General features: G+C 49.5%; 15 protein-coding genes and 1 other annotated feature. Of the genes, 9 read left to right on the top strand and 6 right to left on the bottom strand.

What is annotated here, in order from left to right; genetic code table 11:
- Positions 1–45: 45 nt before the first annotated feature.
- Positions 46–888 carry an alpha/beta fold hydrolase gene (locus AN963_RS25685; protein ID WP_055747357.1) on the bottom strand — a complete coding sequence of 281 codons (843 nt, stop codon included), beginning with the start codon at positions 886–888 and terminating at the stop codon, positions 46–48.
- Between the two features lie 566 nt (positions 889–1,454).
- Between AN963_RS25685 and AN963_RS25680 the strand changes: the two genes are divergently transcribed.
- Positions 1,455–3,575 carry a sensor domain-containing protein gene (locus AN963_RS25680; RefSeq protein ID WP_055747356.1) on the top strand — a complete coding sequence of 707 codons (2,121 nt, stop codon included), beginning with the start codon at positions 1,455–1,457 and terminating at the stop codon, positions 3,573–3,575.
- A 66-nt stretch (positions 3,576–3,641) separates the two neighbouring features.
- Here the strand turns inward: AN963_RS25680 and AN963_RS25675 are convergent, their stop codons facing one another.
- On the bottom strand, positions 3,642–4,073 hold the full coding sequence (locus AN963_RS25675) for an SgcJ/EcaC family oxidoreductase (RefSeq protein ID WP_055747355.1): 432 nt from the start codon (positions 4,071–4,073) through the stop codon (positions 3,642–3,644).
- Positions 4,074–4,230: 157 nt separating this feature from the next.
- Here AN963_RS25675 and AN963_RS25670 point away from each other — a divergent pair, with 157 nt between their 5' ends.
- The 6 genes from AN963_RS25670 to AN963_RS25650 all read left to right on the top strand — a co-directional run bounded on the left by AN963_RS25670 (position 4,231) and on the right by AN963_RS25650 (position 7,854).
- Positions 4,231–4,710: a MarR family transcriptional regulator gene (locus AN963_RS25670; RefSeq protein WP_055747354.1), complete on the top strand. Its 480-nt coding sequence runs from the start codon at positions 4,231–4,233 to the stop codon at positions 4,708–4,710.
- Positions 4,711–4,827: 117 nt separating this feature from the next.
- On the top strand, positions 4,828–4,956 hold the full coding sequence (locus tag AN963_RS30600) for an SDR family oxidoreductase (protein ID WP_083497060.1): 129 nt from the start codon (positions 4,828–4,830) through the stop codon (positions 4,954–4,956).
- A gap of 132 nt (positions 4,957–5,088) precedes the next feature.
- Entirely contained in the window at positions 5,089–5,988 is a 900-nt protein-coding gene (locus tag AN963_RS25665; RefSeq protein ID WP_055747353.1) for a DMT family transporter, read from the top strand.
- 101 nt (positions 5,989–6,089) lie between these two features.
- A complete protein-coding gene (locus tag AN963_RS25660; protein WP_055747352.1) occupies positions 6,090–6,515 on the top strand; it encodes a BlaI/MecI/CopY family transcriptional regulator in 426 nt (141 codons plus the stop codon).
- Between the two features lie 3 nt (positions 6,516–6,518).
- Positions 6,519–7,370: a M56 family metallopeptidase gene (locus AN963_RS25655; RefSeq protein WP_055747351.1), complete on the top strand. Its 852-nt coding sequence runs from the start codon at positions 6,519–6,521 to the stop codon at positions 7,368–7,370.
- A 73-nt stretch (positions 7,371–7,443) separates the two neighbouring features.
- Complete coding sequence (locus tag AN963_RS25650; protein ID WP_236708092.1) at positions 7,444–7,854, top strand: DoxX family protein; 411 nt, start codon at positions 7,444–7,446, stop codon at positions 7,852–7,854.
- Positions 7,855–8,617: 763 nt separating this feature from the next.
- On the opposite strand, the gene nadD is transcribed toward AN963_RS25650, so the two are convergent.
- From nadD to AN963_RS25630, 4 genes are all read right to left on the bottom strand, one after another.
- On the bottom strand, positions 8,618–9,256 hold the full coding sequence (nadD, locus tag AN963_RS25645) for a nicotinate-nucleotide adenylyltransferase (RefSeq protein ID WP_055747350.1): 639 nt from the start codon (positions 9,254–9,256) through the stop codon (positions 8,618–8,620).
- Positions 9,257–9,334: 78 nt separating this feature from the next.
- The gene (locus AN963_RS25640) at positions 9,335–10,243 is read right to left on the bottom strand and encodes a cysteine hydrolase family protein (protein ID WP_055747349.1); all 909 of its coding nucleotides are present in this window, start codon (positions 10,241–10,243) and stop codon (positions 9,335–9,337) included.
- A 151-nt stretch (positions 10,244–10,394) separates the two neighbouring features.
- The gene (locus AN963_RS25635; RefSeq protein WP_055747348.1) at positions 10,395–12,518 is read right to left on the bottom strand and encodes an RNA degradosome polyphosphate kinase; all 2,124 of its coding nucleotides are present in this window, start codon (positions 12,516–12,518) and stop codon (positions 10,395–10,397) included.
- An 80-nt stretch (positions 12,519–12,598) separates the two neighbouring features.
- On the bottom strand, positions 12,599–14,134 hold the full coding sequence (locus AN963_RS25630; RefSeq protein WP_055747347.1) for a Ppx/GppA phosphatase family protein: 1,536 nt from the start codon (positions 14,132–14,134) through the stop codon (positions 12,599–12,601).
- A gap of 299 nt (positions 14,135–14,433) precedes the next feature.
- Positions 14,434–14,671, top strand: a binding site (T-box leader).
- An 82-nt stretch (positions 14,672–14,753) separates the two neighbouring features.
- On the opposite strand from AN963_RS25630, the gene AN963_RS25625 reads away from it, so the two are divergent.
- Positions 14,754–15,254 (top strand): Lrp/AsnC family transcriptional regulator, encoded by a 501-nt coding sequence (locus AN963_RS25625; protein WP_055747346.1) that lies wholly within the window; start codon positions 14,754–14,756, stop codon positions 15,252–15,254.
- On the top strand, positions 15,251–16,429 hold the full coding sequence (locus tag AN963_RS25620; RefSeq protein WP_055747345.1) for an aminotransferase: 1,179 nt from the start codon (positions 15,251–15,253) through the stop codon (positions 16,427–16,429). The genes AN963_RS25625 and AN963_RS25620 overlap by 4 nt, the downstream gene beginning before the upstream one ends.
- The last annotated feature ends 65 nt before the right edge of the window (positions 16,430–16,494 follow it).

Below are 16,494 nucleotides of genomic sequence, written 5' to 3'. Positions count from 1 at the left end.
TCCCCCTAGATAGAAGGGAAAGACTGGTCTTTTCAGATTCGTAGGTTACTTCACGGATGCAGCGTGGGCAGAAATCGCGTCAATGATAGCATTCCAGTCATTTTCATGCAGCTCGTGTCCCGTGCCCGTGAGTGTCAGGAGCGTTGCACCCGGAATGGTGTTGGCGAGATGGACGCCATGCGAATATGGGATGATCGGATCTTCTGTGCCGTGGATGACCAAAGCGGGTTGCGGGATTTCATGCGTTCTTACCAGATAGGACTCTCCGCCAGTCACCAAGGCATGGTTGTTCATGTTTGCCAAATTGCGTGCGCGGCGCGCTTCTTCTAGCGCCAGTCTTGCTGTTTTTTGCTGGTCAAATGGATGCTTGGAGCCTCTCAGGATATTCCACTTCTCGACCGCAGATGCGACGACAGCTTGCTCATCCGTCCAATCTAGGCTTCCGACATTCGAGAAGAATTCGACTACTTTTTCCTCCATGGGTGGTAGATCAGGTGCAAAATTAGAAGTCATCACCAACGAAATCGATAGGGCTCGGTCTTGGTGACGCAACGCAAATATTTGTGTAAGCAGTCCGCCCATGGACATTCCGACGAGATGGGCTTGCTTGCAGCCAAAGGCGTCGAGCACGCTCGCGGCATCATCGGCCATATCTTCAAAGGTGTATCCAGGAGAACCAAGCTCGTAAGTGGTAGAACGGCCGACATCCCGATTGTCGTAACGGATGACGAAGTGCCCTTTTTCGGCCAAGAGCTGACAAAACTCGGTTTCCCACCAGATCATCGAGGCGGTCGCCCCCATCACCAGCAGGATAACAGGATCCTTTGGATTACCAAAGCTCTCTACACATAGTTCGATTCCATCGACGGAAAGTATTTGTTCGCTCATGATTGTTTCCCTCCAAAAATAAAAATAAAAAACACAGGCAAGGCTGCCTGTGCTAACAGTAATCGGAAAGGGAGGAGAACAAGACGCACGCAAATAGAAAGAAGAGGTGTCGTCTCCTCATCGTGAAAAAACAAATATGGGTTACCGCATGGGCAAACCAGTTTCCGATTACTACGCACGAGGCATAGTCTTATTGCGCTTATTTGAATGGGCGCAAAAACATCGGAAATTAATTAGCCACACGTAACCCTCCGCTCGTTGTAAAGTGTATTCATGGTATCACAAACCACTTTGCAAGATCAACCAAAAATTCAATTTGTTTCCGCTTTGAAAATACGCTCACTCCGATCACATCAGGGAAAACAAGGGCAAAACGTTTGCAAAAATGTTGCAAAAACTGCCAGACGTAGCCGTTGATCTTTACCTATTCCATGATACAATGAAGCCAACTTGTACTAGAAAATCTTACCTGAATCAAAATTGATCCAGTCCATTTGGGAAAGGGTCTTTTTTTATAAGGGTCTTTTTTATAAGGTTGAAAATATAGGGGATCTGGGGATAGATAGATGAGAAACGAAGCAGTCATAGAACTCTCACCGCAAGAATGGGAAGACCTCTTGCAAGAAAAAGATGAGAAACTGAAGCTAGCGTTACTAGAGCTAGCTGATGTCAGAAAAGCGTTGGACAAATCAACGATTGTAGCGATTACCGATCACCGGGGGATCATTCAGAGTGCCAACGACCAGTTTTGCCGAATATCCAAATACAGTCGCAGCGAGCTGATCGGGCAGGATCATCGGCTACTGAATTCCGGTCATCATCCGAAAGATTTCTTCAAGCAAATGTGGGGGACGATCGGTTCGGGTCAGATCTGGCGAGGGGAAATCCGGAACAAAGCCAAGGATGACTCTTTGTACTGGGTCGATACCACAATCGTGCCTTTCGTCAATCAGTCGGGAAAAATCTATCAGTATGTCTCCATTCGCAGTGACATCACGGCACGCAAGCAAATGGAAGAAGACGTGATGAAAAGTGAAGAAAAATACCGAATCATCGCGGAAAATACATCCGATATCATCTCTATGATTAATGCAGATGGAGATTTTCTCTACCTTTCTCCTTCCCATAAAACACTGTGGGAACACGATGTTCCGGATGAGCAGATCCAAAATTTGCTGGAGTGGATTGCGGATGAAGACAGGGAAATCATGGGCTATGCGATCCAATACACATATTCCACGGGAAAAGGCTATATGGCGGAGTGTCGGATCAAGACCAAACGGGAGACGCCGATCTGGACAGAATCCAAGATCAATCCGATTATCGACGAAGAAGGCAATGTGTCCAGTCTGATTCTCGTCACGCGTGATATTACCGAGCGCAAGCAATCGGAGGAAACCATCCATCATTTGGCGTACCACGATGCCCTGACAGATCTGCCCAATCGTCGGATGTACGTACAGCAATTGACCAAGGAAATCATGCAGGCCAAGCGTTTTCAATCGAACATGGCTGTCCTGTTTCTCGATATGGACCGATTTAAAGATATCAATGATTCGTTCGGGCACGACGTAGGTGACATGCTCCTGATCGAGGTAGCAAAGCGTCTGCAGGCATGTGTCCAACCGGGTGATAGCGTCGCACGTCTTGGCGGTGACGAGTTTACAATCTTACTCTGCCAACTGACGGATTCCAAACAAGCGGAGGCTGTCGCCGAGCTGATCATGAGTCAGCTGCAAAAGCCTTTCGAGCTGAACGGGCATTTGGTGACGATCTCAAGCAGCATTGGGATTGCTATGTTTCCACAGGATGGAGAAAATGCAGAGGATTTGTTGAAACGCGCAGATACCGCTTTGTACTCGGTCAAGTCACAGGGACGCAACGGATATTCTCTGTTCGATCCGACGATGGAGGCCAAGTCGCTGGAACGTATTTTGATGGAAAACGAGCTGCGCAAAGCAATCGAGCATGAGCAATTCCAAGTCTACTACCAGCCGAAGATGGATATCGGCTCACAGATTTTGACGGGCATGGAAGCGCTCGTGCGATGGGTTCATCCGGAATTAGGCGTCATTTCTCCAGGCAAGTTCATCCCGATTGCAGAGGAATCCGGAATGATCATCGAATTGGGAGAATGGATTTTGAAAGAGGCCTGCAAACAAAATAAAAAGTGGCACGACCAGGGGCACTTGCTCAAGGTGTCAGTGAATTTGTCAGCACGGCAAATTTTCCAAAAGGATCTTGTGGAGATGATTACATCGACGCTAGAAGAGCTGGAACTGTCGTCAGAGTGGCTTGAGCTGGAAATCACGGAGAGCATTTTTGTCAAAATGGAAGAAGCGACAGTCGTTCTTCAGCAACTGCGTGGGGCAGGGATTCATATTTCGATCGACGACTTTGGAACGGGCTACAGCTCATTTAGCTATATCAAGAGGCTGCCGGTTGATACGATCAAGATCGATGCTTCGTTTATCCGAGATATTCATCACAATCAGGAGAGTCAGGCGATCGTCAAAGCCATCGTCACGATTGCGGATAGCCTGCAAATGAATGTGATCGCAGAAGGCATCGAGCTGGATGATCAGGTAGAAGCGCTACAGCAAAACGGCTGTATACACGGTCAAGGCTATCTGTTCAGCAAGCCTTTGGCGACAGAAGACTTCGAGCATTTTTTAAGCAACCAATAACCTTTGCGCCAGCCGGGACGAGTGCCAAACGTTCAGCTGGCGCATTTTTCATTTCGCACGGAACTCCTAGTCTCGCCGGCCTCCCGGAAAGCTTTGAATACGGCTGTTATGGAAGGCCGTAATTTTCCATTCTCCGCGTTCTTTCACGACTACATTCGTATTGATCGAACTTCTGTCAGCTGGGTCCTGCGCTGCATTCGCCAGCTTCGCTTCGCCGATAGCGTGAATAATGGCGACTTCTTGTGTGACAAAACGAGGATGCAGCTCAACTGTTGCACTTGATTCCAGGAGAGAGCCTTTGAGAGGGCCGTTAAACAACTTTTGATGGACAGCGGCAATTTGGTCTCTGCCTTGTAGACGTTGTCCCATAAAGGTGACGTAATCAGCATCCTCCGCAAAACAATCTCCAAATGCAATACCGTCTCCTCTGTTCCAAGCCTCACTCATGGATGCGAATAACCGGCGAATCAATTCGATGTCATTGCTTCGGTTTTCCATACAGATCAAGTCCTTTCCTTGTGGGGATTGCCTTGCCATTGGTGATGCCCGTTTGGCTGTGCTATACTCGTAATAAAACTTGATGGAATTGAAATCTTAATAAAATGATTATCTTAATTAATTAAGATATATTCATCTTACAGGGGGAGGAATCCTTATGTCAATAGATAATCACCAACATCTGGAAGGAGAAATGACACCGCTGCAATATGAGCTCCTACTGGAACTGCGAAAAAACAGTGCACGGGCGGTCATGCTTCACCAGACGATATCTGAAAAGCTCGGCTTGAATACTACTGATCACAAATGTCTCGATTTCTTGATGAACAGCGGACCGGTGACGGCCGGAAAATTGGCTGAATTGACCGGATTGACCACGGGTGCAGTCACGAATGTGATTGATCGATTGGAACAATCGGGATATATCATGCGGGATAAGGATCCAAACGACAGAAGACGCGTGGTCGTCAAACCTGTACGGGAAGGGGTCAATTCGATTTCTCCTTTGTTCGAGTCTGTCTTGCAGCGAACCCTCCAGATCATGGCGCAATACGATGAGCGCCAGACGGGCGTTATTCTGGATTTCCTCAAGCAATGCAATGAGATGTCGCTCGAAGAGATGAACAAGCTGAAATAATCGACTATTTATTGGAATACAGTGAAAGCCGGATCGTTTGCATCCGGCTTTTTTTGATGAATATCCATATCTTCGAAGGGATGAGTTGATCACTAAATCCGTATTATTTTTAATCGAATGGGAGGCGTCAGACGTTTTGGCGAGGTGCAGGAAGTGGCGGAACTGGCTGTTTTCCTGGCCTCTGACCAAGCTACATTCATGAATGGGGCTGCCATGCCCATTGATGGCGGATATACCATCTTGTAATTTCATGGAGTTTGGGTTTAACTATACGAGGCGTAGGCTTCACCAGCAACTGGTGAGGCCTGGCTTGATTCGTAAGGGGAGCCACCTTCCAAAGAACGAATCGTACGAGAGAGAAATGGAGGAGGTCCCTGCATGGGAAATTCGTCGAGAAAAACGATGCTCGCCGTCACTTGTTTAGTCCTGATCTGGGGCGTCTCTTGGTCCATTTACAAGATGGCCTTGCCTTACACCCCGCCGCTTTTATTTGCCGGGATGCGCGCCCTGATCGGCGGCTTATTGTTAGCGGCCTTTTTATTACCTACTTGGAAAAAAATGAAATGGCGAGAAAACTGGTCCAGGTATTGTGTATCTGCCCTGTTGAACGCTGCGCTTTTTTATGGCTTGCAAACAGTAGGCCTCATGTATCTGCCAGGTGGATTGTTCTCCGTTTTGGTCTATTTTCAGCCAGTGCTAATCGGGCTGTTCGCCTGGCTATGGCTCGGTGAAAAAATGTCGTTGATGAAAATCATCGGTTTGTTAATTGGCTTCTGTGGGATTCTGGCAGTCAGCGCGGATGGCTTCACCGGGCAGGTATCGATAGTCGGAGTCGTTTTGGCGATTTTCACCGCGATTAGCTGGGCGCTCGGTGTCATTTACGTCAAAAGAGAGAGCGGCAAGGTAGATTCCCTATGGATGGTTGCCCTGCAGTTCATCATTGGCGGAGCGCTGCTGACGGGGGCGGGAACGGTGTTTGAGAGATGGTCGGACATTGTCTGGAACGGCGGCTATCTGTTTGGACTAGGCTTTGGAGCGACCTTTGGCGTTCCGATTGCGTTTGTGATCTACTTCCATTTGATGAATGGCGGAGATGCCAGCAAGGTTGCTTCTTTTACGTTTTTGGTTCCATTGATCGCAGTAGCAACAGGCACGCTATTCTTGCATGAGCCGTTTACGTACAGCTTAGTGGCAGGATTGGTGTTAATCGTGCTTAGTATTTGTCTCGTCAACTATCGAGGGAAGAAGCGGGCGGTTCAGGCTACTTATGATGCCTGACGCAAGCGGGAGAATGACAAGGGCTCGGAGCGGCAAATGCTCCGGGCCCTGTTGACTTTACGGGAGTCGAACACTACAATGGGTAGTGTGAGGTGACTGCAATGAAACTGCAACACTTTAAGATGAAAGAGAGTGGTTTGAATCGTTTTTTTGGCCCACTCGAAGCGAAGATTATGGACATTTTGTGGGATGGACGAGAGCACGAGAATGAACTCAGCATCAAAGATGTGCAGCAAAAGCTCGAAGCGGACAAGCAGGTCAACTTCAACACTGTGATGACCGTGATGAACCGGCTCGTCGAGAAAGGCTTTTTGGAAAAAAGAGCAGCAGGACGCACATCCTTGTTTCAGCCGGTGCAGTCCAAACACGATTTCATGAACAATCAGTCCAAAGAACTGACGCATGAGCTTATGGAAGAGTTTGGGCCGTTGGCTGTCAGTCATATGCTCGACGAATTAGAAGATGTGGACCCAGCGTTATTGGAAAAGCTGGAAGAGAAAATCAATCTTTTAAAAAAGGGTAAATAAGCTATGTGGGAAAATCGATCGCGAATGCTCTTTTTGTCGGGGCTTACGTTGGCCGCAGTCGTCTATATTCAAATGGGCATGTACTTGTTTTACACCATGATGGGGTGGGATCTACAATTTAACTTCCTGCAGCTGTGCAAATCGACGATCCACTCACTTGGTTTTTCACAGGCAGGCTACGTGCTAGATGCGCTGGTCCTGTACACGTTTGTCTGGGCGGTGTGGATGACTCTCAGACAGATTCGGTTATGTCGCCGTTTTGAGGTTACCCTTCTGAAAATTCTGGATGAACAAGAGACTGCTCGTGTAAACACTGCCTACAGAAGTGGCAAGGATGATGTGTATGTCGTCAGCAGCCGTGAGCCTTTGGCTTTTACTGTCGGATTACTTCGCCGCAGAATCGTGCTGTCGACGGGGTTGCTCGAGTTGTTGGATGATAAAGAACTGGCTGCCGTCATTCACCATGAAGCCTACCACGAGGAGCACGCAGACCCGTTGAAGGTGTTTTTGCTGTCCTTGTTATCCAATGTTTTTTGGTATCTCCCCGTGTTAAAGCACATTCACTCCAATTATAAAGTGGTGCGAGAGGTGCTAGCTGACCGTCATGCGATGGAACAGACGGGGGGCATGGCAGATCTGGGGAGGGCATTGTTAAAGCTGTTGAAAAAAAGACAGTCCGTGTCCGTCATGCAAGCCGCTCATGTCTCATTTGCCGATACAGCGATCAATTACCGCATTCAACGGCTGCTGGACCCAAAAATAGAGGTTCCCTTTCAACTACCGACGATCTCTGTCTTTATTTCTTTTTGTGTCATCTTCTTGTTAAGTCAGCTGTTTTGGGTCTCTATGGCCTGATTTTTTTTATGTGTTTACACTACGCTGTGTAGTTTAAAACAAATACAAAGCCATTTCAGAGGAGGAATGAAAAATGAACAAGAAAACAATGCAAGATGTAGGAGCATTGCTGGTTCGAGTCATCCTGGGGCTCGTCTTTATCAATCATGGTTTGGACAAGTTTCAAGCCTTGGAAGGCACGGCGGGATTTTTCTCGTCCCTGGGGATTCCGGGATGGATGGCCAATGTCGTAGCTTCGATTGAGCTGTTTGGTGGGATACTGGTCCTGATCGGGTTCGGAACACGCATCGTACCCCTCCTGTTTGCGTGGATCATGATCGTCGTCATGGTCGTGATGCCGACGGATAAAGGCTTCTTCACTGGAAACGAATTACACATCTCCCTGCTGGCGATGTCGCTCTATCTGGTCCTGGCTGGCAGCCCACTGCTGGCAGTAGATAAACTGATGCCGATCGGACAGAAAAAGGCGGAGAAAGCGTATTAAAAAAATGAGAATAAGAAAAAGGCCGATCGAACAATCGGCTGGGAGCGAGAGAAATCCCAGATTTTAGGGGTTTCTTTTTTGTTATGTCTTTTAGGATCTGATCGCTGTTTCATAAGAAAACTTTGTTCGGACTGTAGCGGTGGGGAGGAAAAAGGAGAAAACGCTCAAGCTGGGTAGGGACACTGCTCTGGGGTCATTCCTGGTCGGCTCCATTCCAAAAGCGGAACCGCGTCCAAAGTAGCCTTCTCGAAGATGCTTCTCAAAGGTGGACGCTTAAAGGCGTGTTCCGCTTTTTCCACTCCGCCTGGGTAGTGTCCCTAATATCTTTCGCTTATTTCTCCTTTTTCCTCGGACCAGCTTTGTTCTCGGTCGGGCGAGGTTTGTTGGTTGCTCTTGAAGTCCTGAACCAATTTCGTATGCCATTCAAGTTTCAAACGCTAAAAGCCTGTCGAGGAAATGACAGGCTTTTATGAATTCTAGCATTCTTGTAAATCCAAGAGATCTCTTTAAATTTGCTCCTCGAAAGAGAATCAGATGGCAAGAGAAGCGTGTTTCCAGACGGAGCGACTGTGGAGTCCAGCTCAGCGGAGCCATGAATCCCGAGGCAACGGAATCGCTATCTATGAATCACCTTCGGAGCTGCGCGCCGTTTTGCGATTCCCTCGGGATCATGGCGCAGCGGACAGTCTGCGCTTCTCGTGGGACGCAGCCCGGAGCGGAGAATGGAAACAGGCTTCTCCCCACAGCAGCAGTCTAAGAAGATTTACCCGACAACCTCGACATAAATCCCTTGCTCATAAATGTATTGCAGGCAGGCATCCGGCAACAAAAAGCTCGGATCGCCGCCTTTGCGGATTTCGTCCCGTATATAAGTCGAGCTGATACCCATGTTGATTCCCTTGCTCATGATCAGAAAATGCTCGTCATTGTTGCGCAACAGAGGGTCTTCGGCAATCAGGTCTGCCGACGGATATCCTTCTCGCGACATGACGATGAATTGGAATTGGGTCACCAACTTTTCTGCGTTGCCCCAATTGGACATACCCATGAGCAGGTCCGATCCCATGATAAAGAACAGCTCATCGTTTGGATACTTTTTTCGTAAATGAATCATCGTATCATACGTGTATGTCTCCCCAGGCAATGCGTCCATTTCCACCGTGGAAATTTCAAACAGGGGCTGGTCGAAGCGGTTTTTCTTGTGCATGCTGGTTTCGAGCGCCATCTGCAGCATACGCAAGCGGTGCTTGTCATCTGTCTGCATCTTTTTGTCATGCCGCAGGGAGGAGCAAGGAACAAATATGACCTTGTCCAGTCGTTTGCGACGTGCAACTGTCGCAGCTGTGAACAGATGGCTGTAGGTAATCGGGTCAAAGCTGCTTCCGTATATACCGATACGCATCCTAATCGCTCCTTTTCATCGAGACAAATTTGCTATGCAAGCGTTGGCTCAGTCACGAACTGTCATCGATGGTGGTTTTTATAGCTTAAGTGCAGTGGATGTCGTGATGGTAATTCCGTATTTCTCCTGTAGCTGTGCAAAGGCGTCTTCAGTGCTCTGCTCAAAGCCCGGGATGGGACTCATGCAATCGGAGAGCACCACGATACGAGAGGTTATGTCAGCAGCGGATTCGTAATGCGCCAAGATTTGCCGCAACGATTCCAGCACACAGTGAGATTGTGCTTCACCGACTACAATCACACGGTCGTAGTCTTTCAGCTCGCGTAACAACTCGATGTTGCCCGCATCGTCACCGTGGGAAACCTCTGGCTTGATTATGCCGTACATCTCGCTAAGCGGGTCTTTCCCTTTGACGATTCGGAGTGGAGTCGATTTTCTGGCGATCGAGTGAAAGAAGACCATGTTGGCAAATTGGCTCTCCAAGGCTGCACCATACGTCCCTTCGAGGCAGTGATAAGGCCAGATGCACAGTTCCTTTTTACTCTGCTCACCGAGCTTTCTCACGTACGCGAGGCTCTCCTCGGGGTGATTGACGGCACGCCATTTTCCGTTCAGGACATCCTCAGGTGTGATGATGGTAAAGGGGGCAGGGTGGTTTCCGTCTCCATCGATCCACCAGATGGGATGAAAGATTTGCTGGGGTTGATGCGTGTCGAGTGAGACGGCAATCTGGGTGATCTTATCTAGATGGCTATACAAAAAACGAGCGGCATTCCAGACATCTTGATGCGAGCCCGGTACCGCGAGCTCCCCTTTTTCCATAAAGTCATTTTGCATATCAATCGCGAGGAAGAGAATTTTCTCGGAATCATCGGATGCGGGAGATAGCCCTTCTAGAACGGCTTTGCCCAACAGCTCGTTCATGCCAATCGTAGACGGCAGGCCGATGTGGTGCTCATCAAAAACTTCATGAAGCGGCGTTTTCATCGCAAGGTCTCTCCTTTTCCAAAAGCTTTTCTTTCCTCCATTAAAGCCAAAAAAAGCAAATTGCACAACCTGTGCGCGAACGAAATAGCAAAAAGCTGACGTGCACTTTTGGGGGCGACGTCAGCTGCGAAAACGATGGCTGTATAGAGAGCTACTGGAGCAGGGAGGTGATCGGTTTCATGCGGGGGACAGCGAGCTCAAGATCCCTTTTTTGATTCTGCAGAAAAGCTTCCTCCCAAAAGGAGATCTGGCTGTTCAGAGGGAACGTGCTCTTCGGCTGTACACGGACGTAAGAGCCATCTGGCATGAGCTGGTGCGCTTTGTCATCATCCTGCAGCATGGTCGCGAGCAAATGCGTGATACGTCTGCGCAAATCCCTCTGGACGACGGGGAACAAAATCTCGACACGTGCCATCATGTTGCGAGTCATCCAGTCTGCACTCGAGAGATAGATTTGCGGGTCTCCTCCGTTGCAAAAATGGAAGATGCGGCTGTGCTCCAGATTCCGACCGACGATGCTGATGACCCGAATATGCTCACTTACCTCTGAAATGCCGGGGCGTAGGCAGCAAATGCCACGGACGATCAGATCGATCTTGACTCCTGCACAAGAAGCTCGATAGAGAGCCTCGATAATTTCTTTATCCGTCAACGAATTCATCTTGGCTACAATAAAAGCAGGCTTGCCTGCGAGACTGTTTCCCATCTCACGTTGGATGAGCGACAAGAACGTTTCACGCAATCCAGTAGGAGCAGTAGAGATGACCTTCCACGCAGGTGGATAAGAGTAACCGGATAGGTGGTTGAAAAAGTGAGTCGCGTCATCCCCGAACTCCTCTCGTGCTGTGAACATGCCAATATCCGTGTAGATTCCCGCCGTCTTGTCGTTGTAGTTCCCTGTGCTTAAATGGACATATCTACGAAGTCGATCGCCCTCTGCACGAACCACGAGGGTGATCTTGCTGTGCGTTTTCAGGCCAGCCAGCCCGTAAATGACATGGCAGCCCGCGTTCTCCAGCTTTTTCGCCCAGACGATGTTGTTCTCTTCGTCAAAACGTGCCTTGAGCTCCAGGAGTACGGTCACCTGCTTGCCATTATCTGCAGCTTTTAGCAGGGCATTGACGATGGGAGAATCTCCGCTGACACGGTAGAGAGTCTGCTTGATGGCCAACACCTTTGGATCCTCGGCAGCCTCCTGCACAAATCGGATGACGGGATCGAACGACTCGTACGGATGGTGAAGCAGCAGATCTTTTTTCTCGATGGCTGCAAACACGTCCCCTTCGCCGAACAAATCGAGTGGCTGTTGGGGAGAGAGTGGTTCAAACCGCAAGTGATCATAGCCTTCTAATCCATGGAAGCGGAAGAAGAAGGCGGGATCGAGCGGCCCGTCAAAGCGGTATATTTCAGATTCCTCGAGCTCTAGCCAGTCGAGGAGCGTCTCCTGTAAAAAGTCGCTCATGGACGTGTCGACAGCCAAGCGAGAAGGCTCACCCATTTTTCGTTTTTTCAGCTCTTGCTCGATTGCTTCCAACAGGTCCTCCGTCTCATCCTCATCGATGGTCAGGTCCGCGTTGCGTGTAATGCGGAAAGGGCTGGTCTCCAAGATGTTGTAGCCCTGAAACAGGCTGTCCATATGCTCGGAAATGACATCTTCGAGCAGGATGAAATGGGCCTCACCCTCTGGTGATGGCAGCTCTAGAAAACGGGGAACGACCGAAGGCACCTGCACAACTGCAAACAGTGGCCCCTCGCTATCGATGTCATCATCCTCCAGCAATACGGCGAGGTTCAGACTTTTGTTCAACAGCATGGGAAACGGATGGCTGGCATCGACGGCCATCGGGGTCAGCACCGGGTACAGATGGTGATGGAAAAACGAATGGACGAAATCATCCTGTTCTTCGTTTAACTGCTTGGCTTTGAGAAAGCGAATGCCCGCTTTTCGCAGCTCGGGTGTGATTTGCTCTCGCAGGATCGCAAACATGGTCTGCATGACTTCATGGGTGCGCACCCAGACGGCCCGGAGTTGCTCAAGAGGCGTCATCCCTGATTTGTTGTCCGGCTTGGTGAGACCTGCCTTGACCTGATCCTTCAGACCGGCTACTCGCACCATGAAAAATTCATCAAAATTACTGCTGGCGATCGCGATAAATTTCAGTCGCTCAAAGAGAGGGTTATTCTCGTTGGCTGCCTCCGCAAGCACGCGCTCATTAAAGGCGATCCAGCTTAATTCTCGATTAATGTAATAGTCTGGAATGCTAAAGTCCTTCATCCTGGCCCAACCTTTATTCACAAAATGGATATAATGACCACTGTCAAGGACAAGTATAGCAGTCTTGTGTTAAGGGATTGTTAAGTTTTGTCAGTGTCAGTGACAGGAAGAAACGTGATGGGCAGCTTCCACGCTTTGGACAGCTTCGCGAGCGGTTCGTCCAGCAAGGAATACTCCAAAAGACCGGCACGCTTTCCTTGACACTCTATTACCCAATGTTGGTCTCTCTCAACCAGCTGGATCGAGTGAATCGCCTGCGACATGGAGCGATCGAGCATCCGTGCCAGCAGCAGCAGGTGGCCGAGCCTTTCCACGAGATTCTTGTCTGCCTTACAGACGATGTCCGCATGCTTTGTCAGCTGGCTTTGCAAAAGCTTGTTGCTCTTAAACGCGGCGATCATCGCAATCAGGAGTCTTTCCCGATGGGTATAGCCAGCCAGCAGAACATGGGATAACAAATAAAACGTATGCTCGGAAGATTCGTGGACGTTGATCGTGCGCCCGACATCATGCAGCAGAGCCGACGCTTCCAAAAGGTCGCGCTCAAAGGAACCATACTTGTGGAGATCATGAGCCTGTAGCTGATCGAATAACGACAGGGCGTGCTCTTTTACCTGATAGGCATGGGCTTTGTCGATTTGGTAGCGGTTCATGAACTGCGTGATGCTACGCTCGTGAATTTCTCGAATAGAAGTAGGGGCTTCAGTTCCCCATACCGTTTCAAAGAGAATTCCGTCACGCAAGCCTTTGCTGCTAACGATCAGCTCAGTACTATCAGCGTAGCTCAGTAAGCTATCAAATACAGTGAGTCCCGCAAGAATGACATCTGCTCGGTCCTTGGAGATGCCAGGAACTTGTCGGCGTGCTTCGAGCGGAAGCGGGCTTAGCTGTTCCAGAATGGTTGTCAATTGCCATCCAGTCATCGGGTAGTGGTGAAAGCTGTCCATGCTATATTGCACCGATCGCTGGTGAATTTTTGCCAGGTTGCGAGCCGTTCCTCCGATGGCAATGACGGGACATTGTTTGTTCATCAACCATGGACAACTGGAAAAGGAACGGCTCAAAAAGCTGCGAAGCTGGTAAAATTCAGTCTCTGTTGGAATGTCACCCTGAAAAAACATCTGGGTCAGCGTTACGATGCCGAATGGGAAGCTAAAGCTCTCTTGCAGCTGGCGATTGCGAAAATAGGTGACTTCCGTGCTGCCACCACCGATATCGATCGTGATGCCTTCCTCGATTTTCATACTGTTTATGACGGCGAGGTAGCCGTATCGCGCTTCGTCTTCGCCGCTCAGGACGCGAACCGCGATACCTGTTTCTTGGTTGATTCGCTGGGTTAGTTCGTGTCCGTTTTCAGCCTGTCGAACAGCAGCAGTAGCTACCGCGATGATGTCATTGATGTTTCTCGCATCTAGCAGTTCTTTAAATTGACGCATGCCATGAATGGTTTTGGCGACACCCTCGTCATCCATACGGCCATTTTGCAAATGGTTGCTGAGCCGAAGTCCCCGCTTGATGTTATCTACCTCTGTCACTAGTCCTTGTTTGTCTTGCTCGTACACGACCAGTCTGGCTGTATTCGAGCCTAGATCAATAACACCGAAATTTCGATTCATGCTATTCCCCACTTTACGTTCATCTGTTCTGTGTACCTCCCATTATGCCATAGGTTGGAAGGAGATGTCTTTTTGGCGGTCACCTCTTGTCACGCAGGACGTGAGGGAGATACAACTCCAGAGATTTTAGTTTGTTGATCAATTAATTTTCGTGAAAAGTCCTCGATTCTTTTTTTCCCGCATCCCTGTTGATTTCGTGGGCCATCCCAGAAAGTTGTTGGTTGACAACAGGCAAAAACCTTTCTATAATCTGAGACATTCAAGCAAACGAGTATGACACTGAGTATTACCCATACGGAAGAAACGCCGTGAAAAGGAAAGTAGAAAAGGGATTTGACGTCCAGAGAGTCGCCTGATTGCTGGGAGGGCGGCCGCGAACTCTTTTTGAAAGCCACCTTGGAGCTCTGCTTTTGAACACGAGTAGAAAGCAGCGACTAGCCTACGTTATCAGGCGCATGTCAGTTTTGACTGCACAAGTTTTCCTTTTGTGAAAAAGGGAAAAAAGCTGAGTGGTACCGCGATACCTTCGCCTCAGCAATCGATTCCGTGAACCATGGATCGATTGCTGGGGCTTTTTGATTTTTACGAGACATATGAGAGAGAAATGGAGTGGTGGGTTATGGATTCGAAAAAGCAACGGGAATTGCTGCACTTGCTAGAAGAGGACAGCCGTATGTCAGCCGAGCAAATCGGAAAAATGCTGGCGGAGCCGACAGAGGTGATCGAGCGAGCCATCGCCACTCTGGAAGCGGAAAAAGTGATTGTGAAATATCCAGCGCTGATTAACTGGGAGCGGGTGGAGGATCATCCGTATGTGAACGCGATGATCGACGTGAAAGTAACGCCGAAGCGAGATGTCGGGTTCGACGAGGTAGCGGAGCGCATCTGCCGTTTCCCGGAAGTAAAAGCCGTTTACCTGATGTCAGGTGCCAGCTACGACTTGTCCGTGGTGTTGGAAGGAAAGACGATGCGCGAGGTCGCAACGTTCGTTTCGCAAAAGCTGGCGACGCTCGATTCCGTAGTCTCGACGGCCACTCACTTTATTTTGAAACGCTACAAGCACGATGGGATTGAATTGGAAGATCGCGATGAAGATCGCAGAATGGTGGTAACTCCATGAGTACGCAATTGTCACTGAAAAGCCGTTTGTCATCCACAGTCGCTTCCCTGAAGCCATCGGGGATTCGCCGCTTTTTCGATTTGGCTGCCTCGATGGAAGGTGTCATTTCCCTAGGGGTAGGGGAGCCTGACTTTGTCACTCCTTGGCGCATGAGGGAAGCATCCATTTCGTCTCTGGAGCGCGGTCATACCGCTTATACCTCCAACGCAGGCATGCTGGAACTGCGAGTGGAGATCCAAAAGTATTTGGAGGAGCGGTTTTCTGTCAGCTACCATCCTGAGAGCGAGATTTTGGTGACAGTAGGTGCCAGCGAGGCGATCGATATTGCCCTGCGCGCCATTCTAGATCCGGGTGATGAAGTTCTGGTCGTCGAGCCGTGCTACGTTTCCTACGAACCGGTCATTCGTCTGGCTGGCGGAGTTCCGGTATTCCTGAAGACCACGATGGAAAACCAGTTCAAGCTGACGCCGCAAGAGTTGGAGACGCACATCACTCCACGGACGAAGGCCATCATCTTCTGCTACCCGAACAATCCGACAGGGGGCACGATGACAGCCGACGAGTGGAAGACCTTGCTGCCGATCATTGAAAAGCACGATCTGCTGGTCATTTCCGACGAAATCTACGCGGAGCTGACGTACGGACGAATGCATGACAGCATTGCCGCACTGCCTGGCATGAAAGACCGGACGATTCTCATTTCCGGCTTTTCCAAAGCATTTGCCATGACCGGCTGGCGTCTCGGGTATGTCTGTGCGACTCCTGATCTCTTGGCAGGGATGCTGAAAATCCACCAGTACACGATGCTGTGCGCACCGACGATGGCGCAGATGGCTGCTCTGGAGGCACTGCGTCACGGCCGCTCGGACATGGAACGGATGATTGAGAGCTATCGCCAACGCCGTAACTTCGTGGTAGATGGCTTCCGCCAGATCGGCCTCAGCTGCCACGAACCGGATGGAGCCTTTTACGCTTTCCCTTCGATCGCATCAACAGGACTGAGCTCTGCTGAATTTGCGGAGAAGCTGTTGATGGAGGAAAAAGTCGCGGTCGTCCCAGGCGATGTGTTCGGTGAGAGCGGGAATGGTCACATCCGTTGCTCTTACGCCACATCGATGGAACAGCTGAAAAAGGCGCTGGATCGGATGGGGAACTTGATGGGGAAATTGTCGTAGGTTGTTCCATATATAATAGAAGAAGAGTTCTCGAAAGAAGGTTAGATTTCTTTTGGGGGCTCTTT

Source organism: Brevibacillus choshinensis (assembly GCF_001420695.1).
GTDB lineage: Bacteria > Bacillota > Bacilli > Brevibacillales > Brevibacillaceae > Brevibacillus > Brevibacillus choshinensis.
Note: the sequence above shows the minus strand (reverse complement) of the source record. Positions and strands in the feature narration are given on the sequence as shown.

Coding starts and splice junctions, on each gene's coding strand:
- AN963_RS25665 (WP_055747353.1), top strand. CDS start 5,089: ATGGGAAATTCGTCGAGAAAAACGATGCTCGCCGTCACTTGTTTAGTC.
- AN963_RS25635 (WP_055747348.1), bottom strand. CDS start 12,518: ATGAAGGACTTTAGCATTCCAGACTATTACATTAATCGAGAATTAAGC.
- AN963_RS25685 (WP_055747357.1), bottom strand. CDS start 888: ATGAGCGAACAAATACTTTCCGTCGATGGAATCGAACTATGTGTAGAG.
- AN963_RS25675 (WP_055747355.1), bottom strand. CDS start 4,073: ATGGAAAACCGAAGCAATGACATCGAATTGATTCGCCGGTTATTCGCA.
- AN963_RS30600 (WP_083497060.1), top strand. CDS start 4,828: ATGGGAGGCGTCAGACGTTTTGGCGAGGTGCAGGAAGTGGCGGAACTG.
- AN963_RS25640 (WP_055747349.1), bottom strand. CDS start 10,243: ATGAAAACGCCGCTTCATGAAGTTTTTGATGAGCACCACATCGGCCTG.
- AN963_RS25650 (WP_236708092.1), top strand. CDS start 7,444: ATGAACAAGAAAACAATGCAAGATGTAGGAGCATTGCTGGTTCGAGTC.
- AN963_RS25620 (WP_055747345.1), top strand. CDS start 15,251: ATGAGTACGCAATTGTCACTGAAAAGCCGTTTGTCATCCACAGTCGCT.
- AN963_RS25630 (WP_055747347.1), bottom strand. CDS start 14,134: ATGAATCGAAATTTCGGTGTTATTGATCTAGGCTCGAATACAGCCAGA.
- AN963_RS25625 (WP_055747346.1), top strand. CDS start 14,754: ATGGATTCGAAAAAGCAACGGGAATTGCTGCACTTGCTAGAAGAGGAC.
- AN963_RS25660 (WP_055747352.1), top strand. CDS start 6,090: ATGAAACTGCAACACTTTAAGATGAAAGAGAGTGGTTTGAATCGTTTT.
- nadD (WP_055747350.1), bottom strand. CDS start 9,256: ATGCGTATCGGTATATACGGAAGCAGCTTTGACCCGATTACCTACAGC.
- AN963_RS25655 (WP_055747351.1), top strand. CDS start 6,519: ATGTGGGAAAATCGATCGCGAATGCTCTTTTTGTCGGGGCTTACGTTG.
- AN963_RS25680 (WP_055747356.1), top strand. CDS start 1,455: ATGAGAAACGAAGCAGTCATAGAACTCTCACCGCAAGAATGGGAAGAC.
- AN963_RS25670 (WP_055747354.1), top strand. CDS start 4,231: ATGTCAATAGATAATCACCAACATCTGGAAGGAGAAATGACACCGCTG.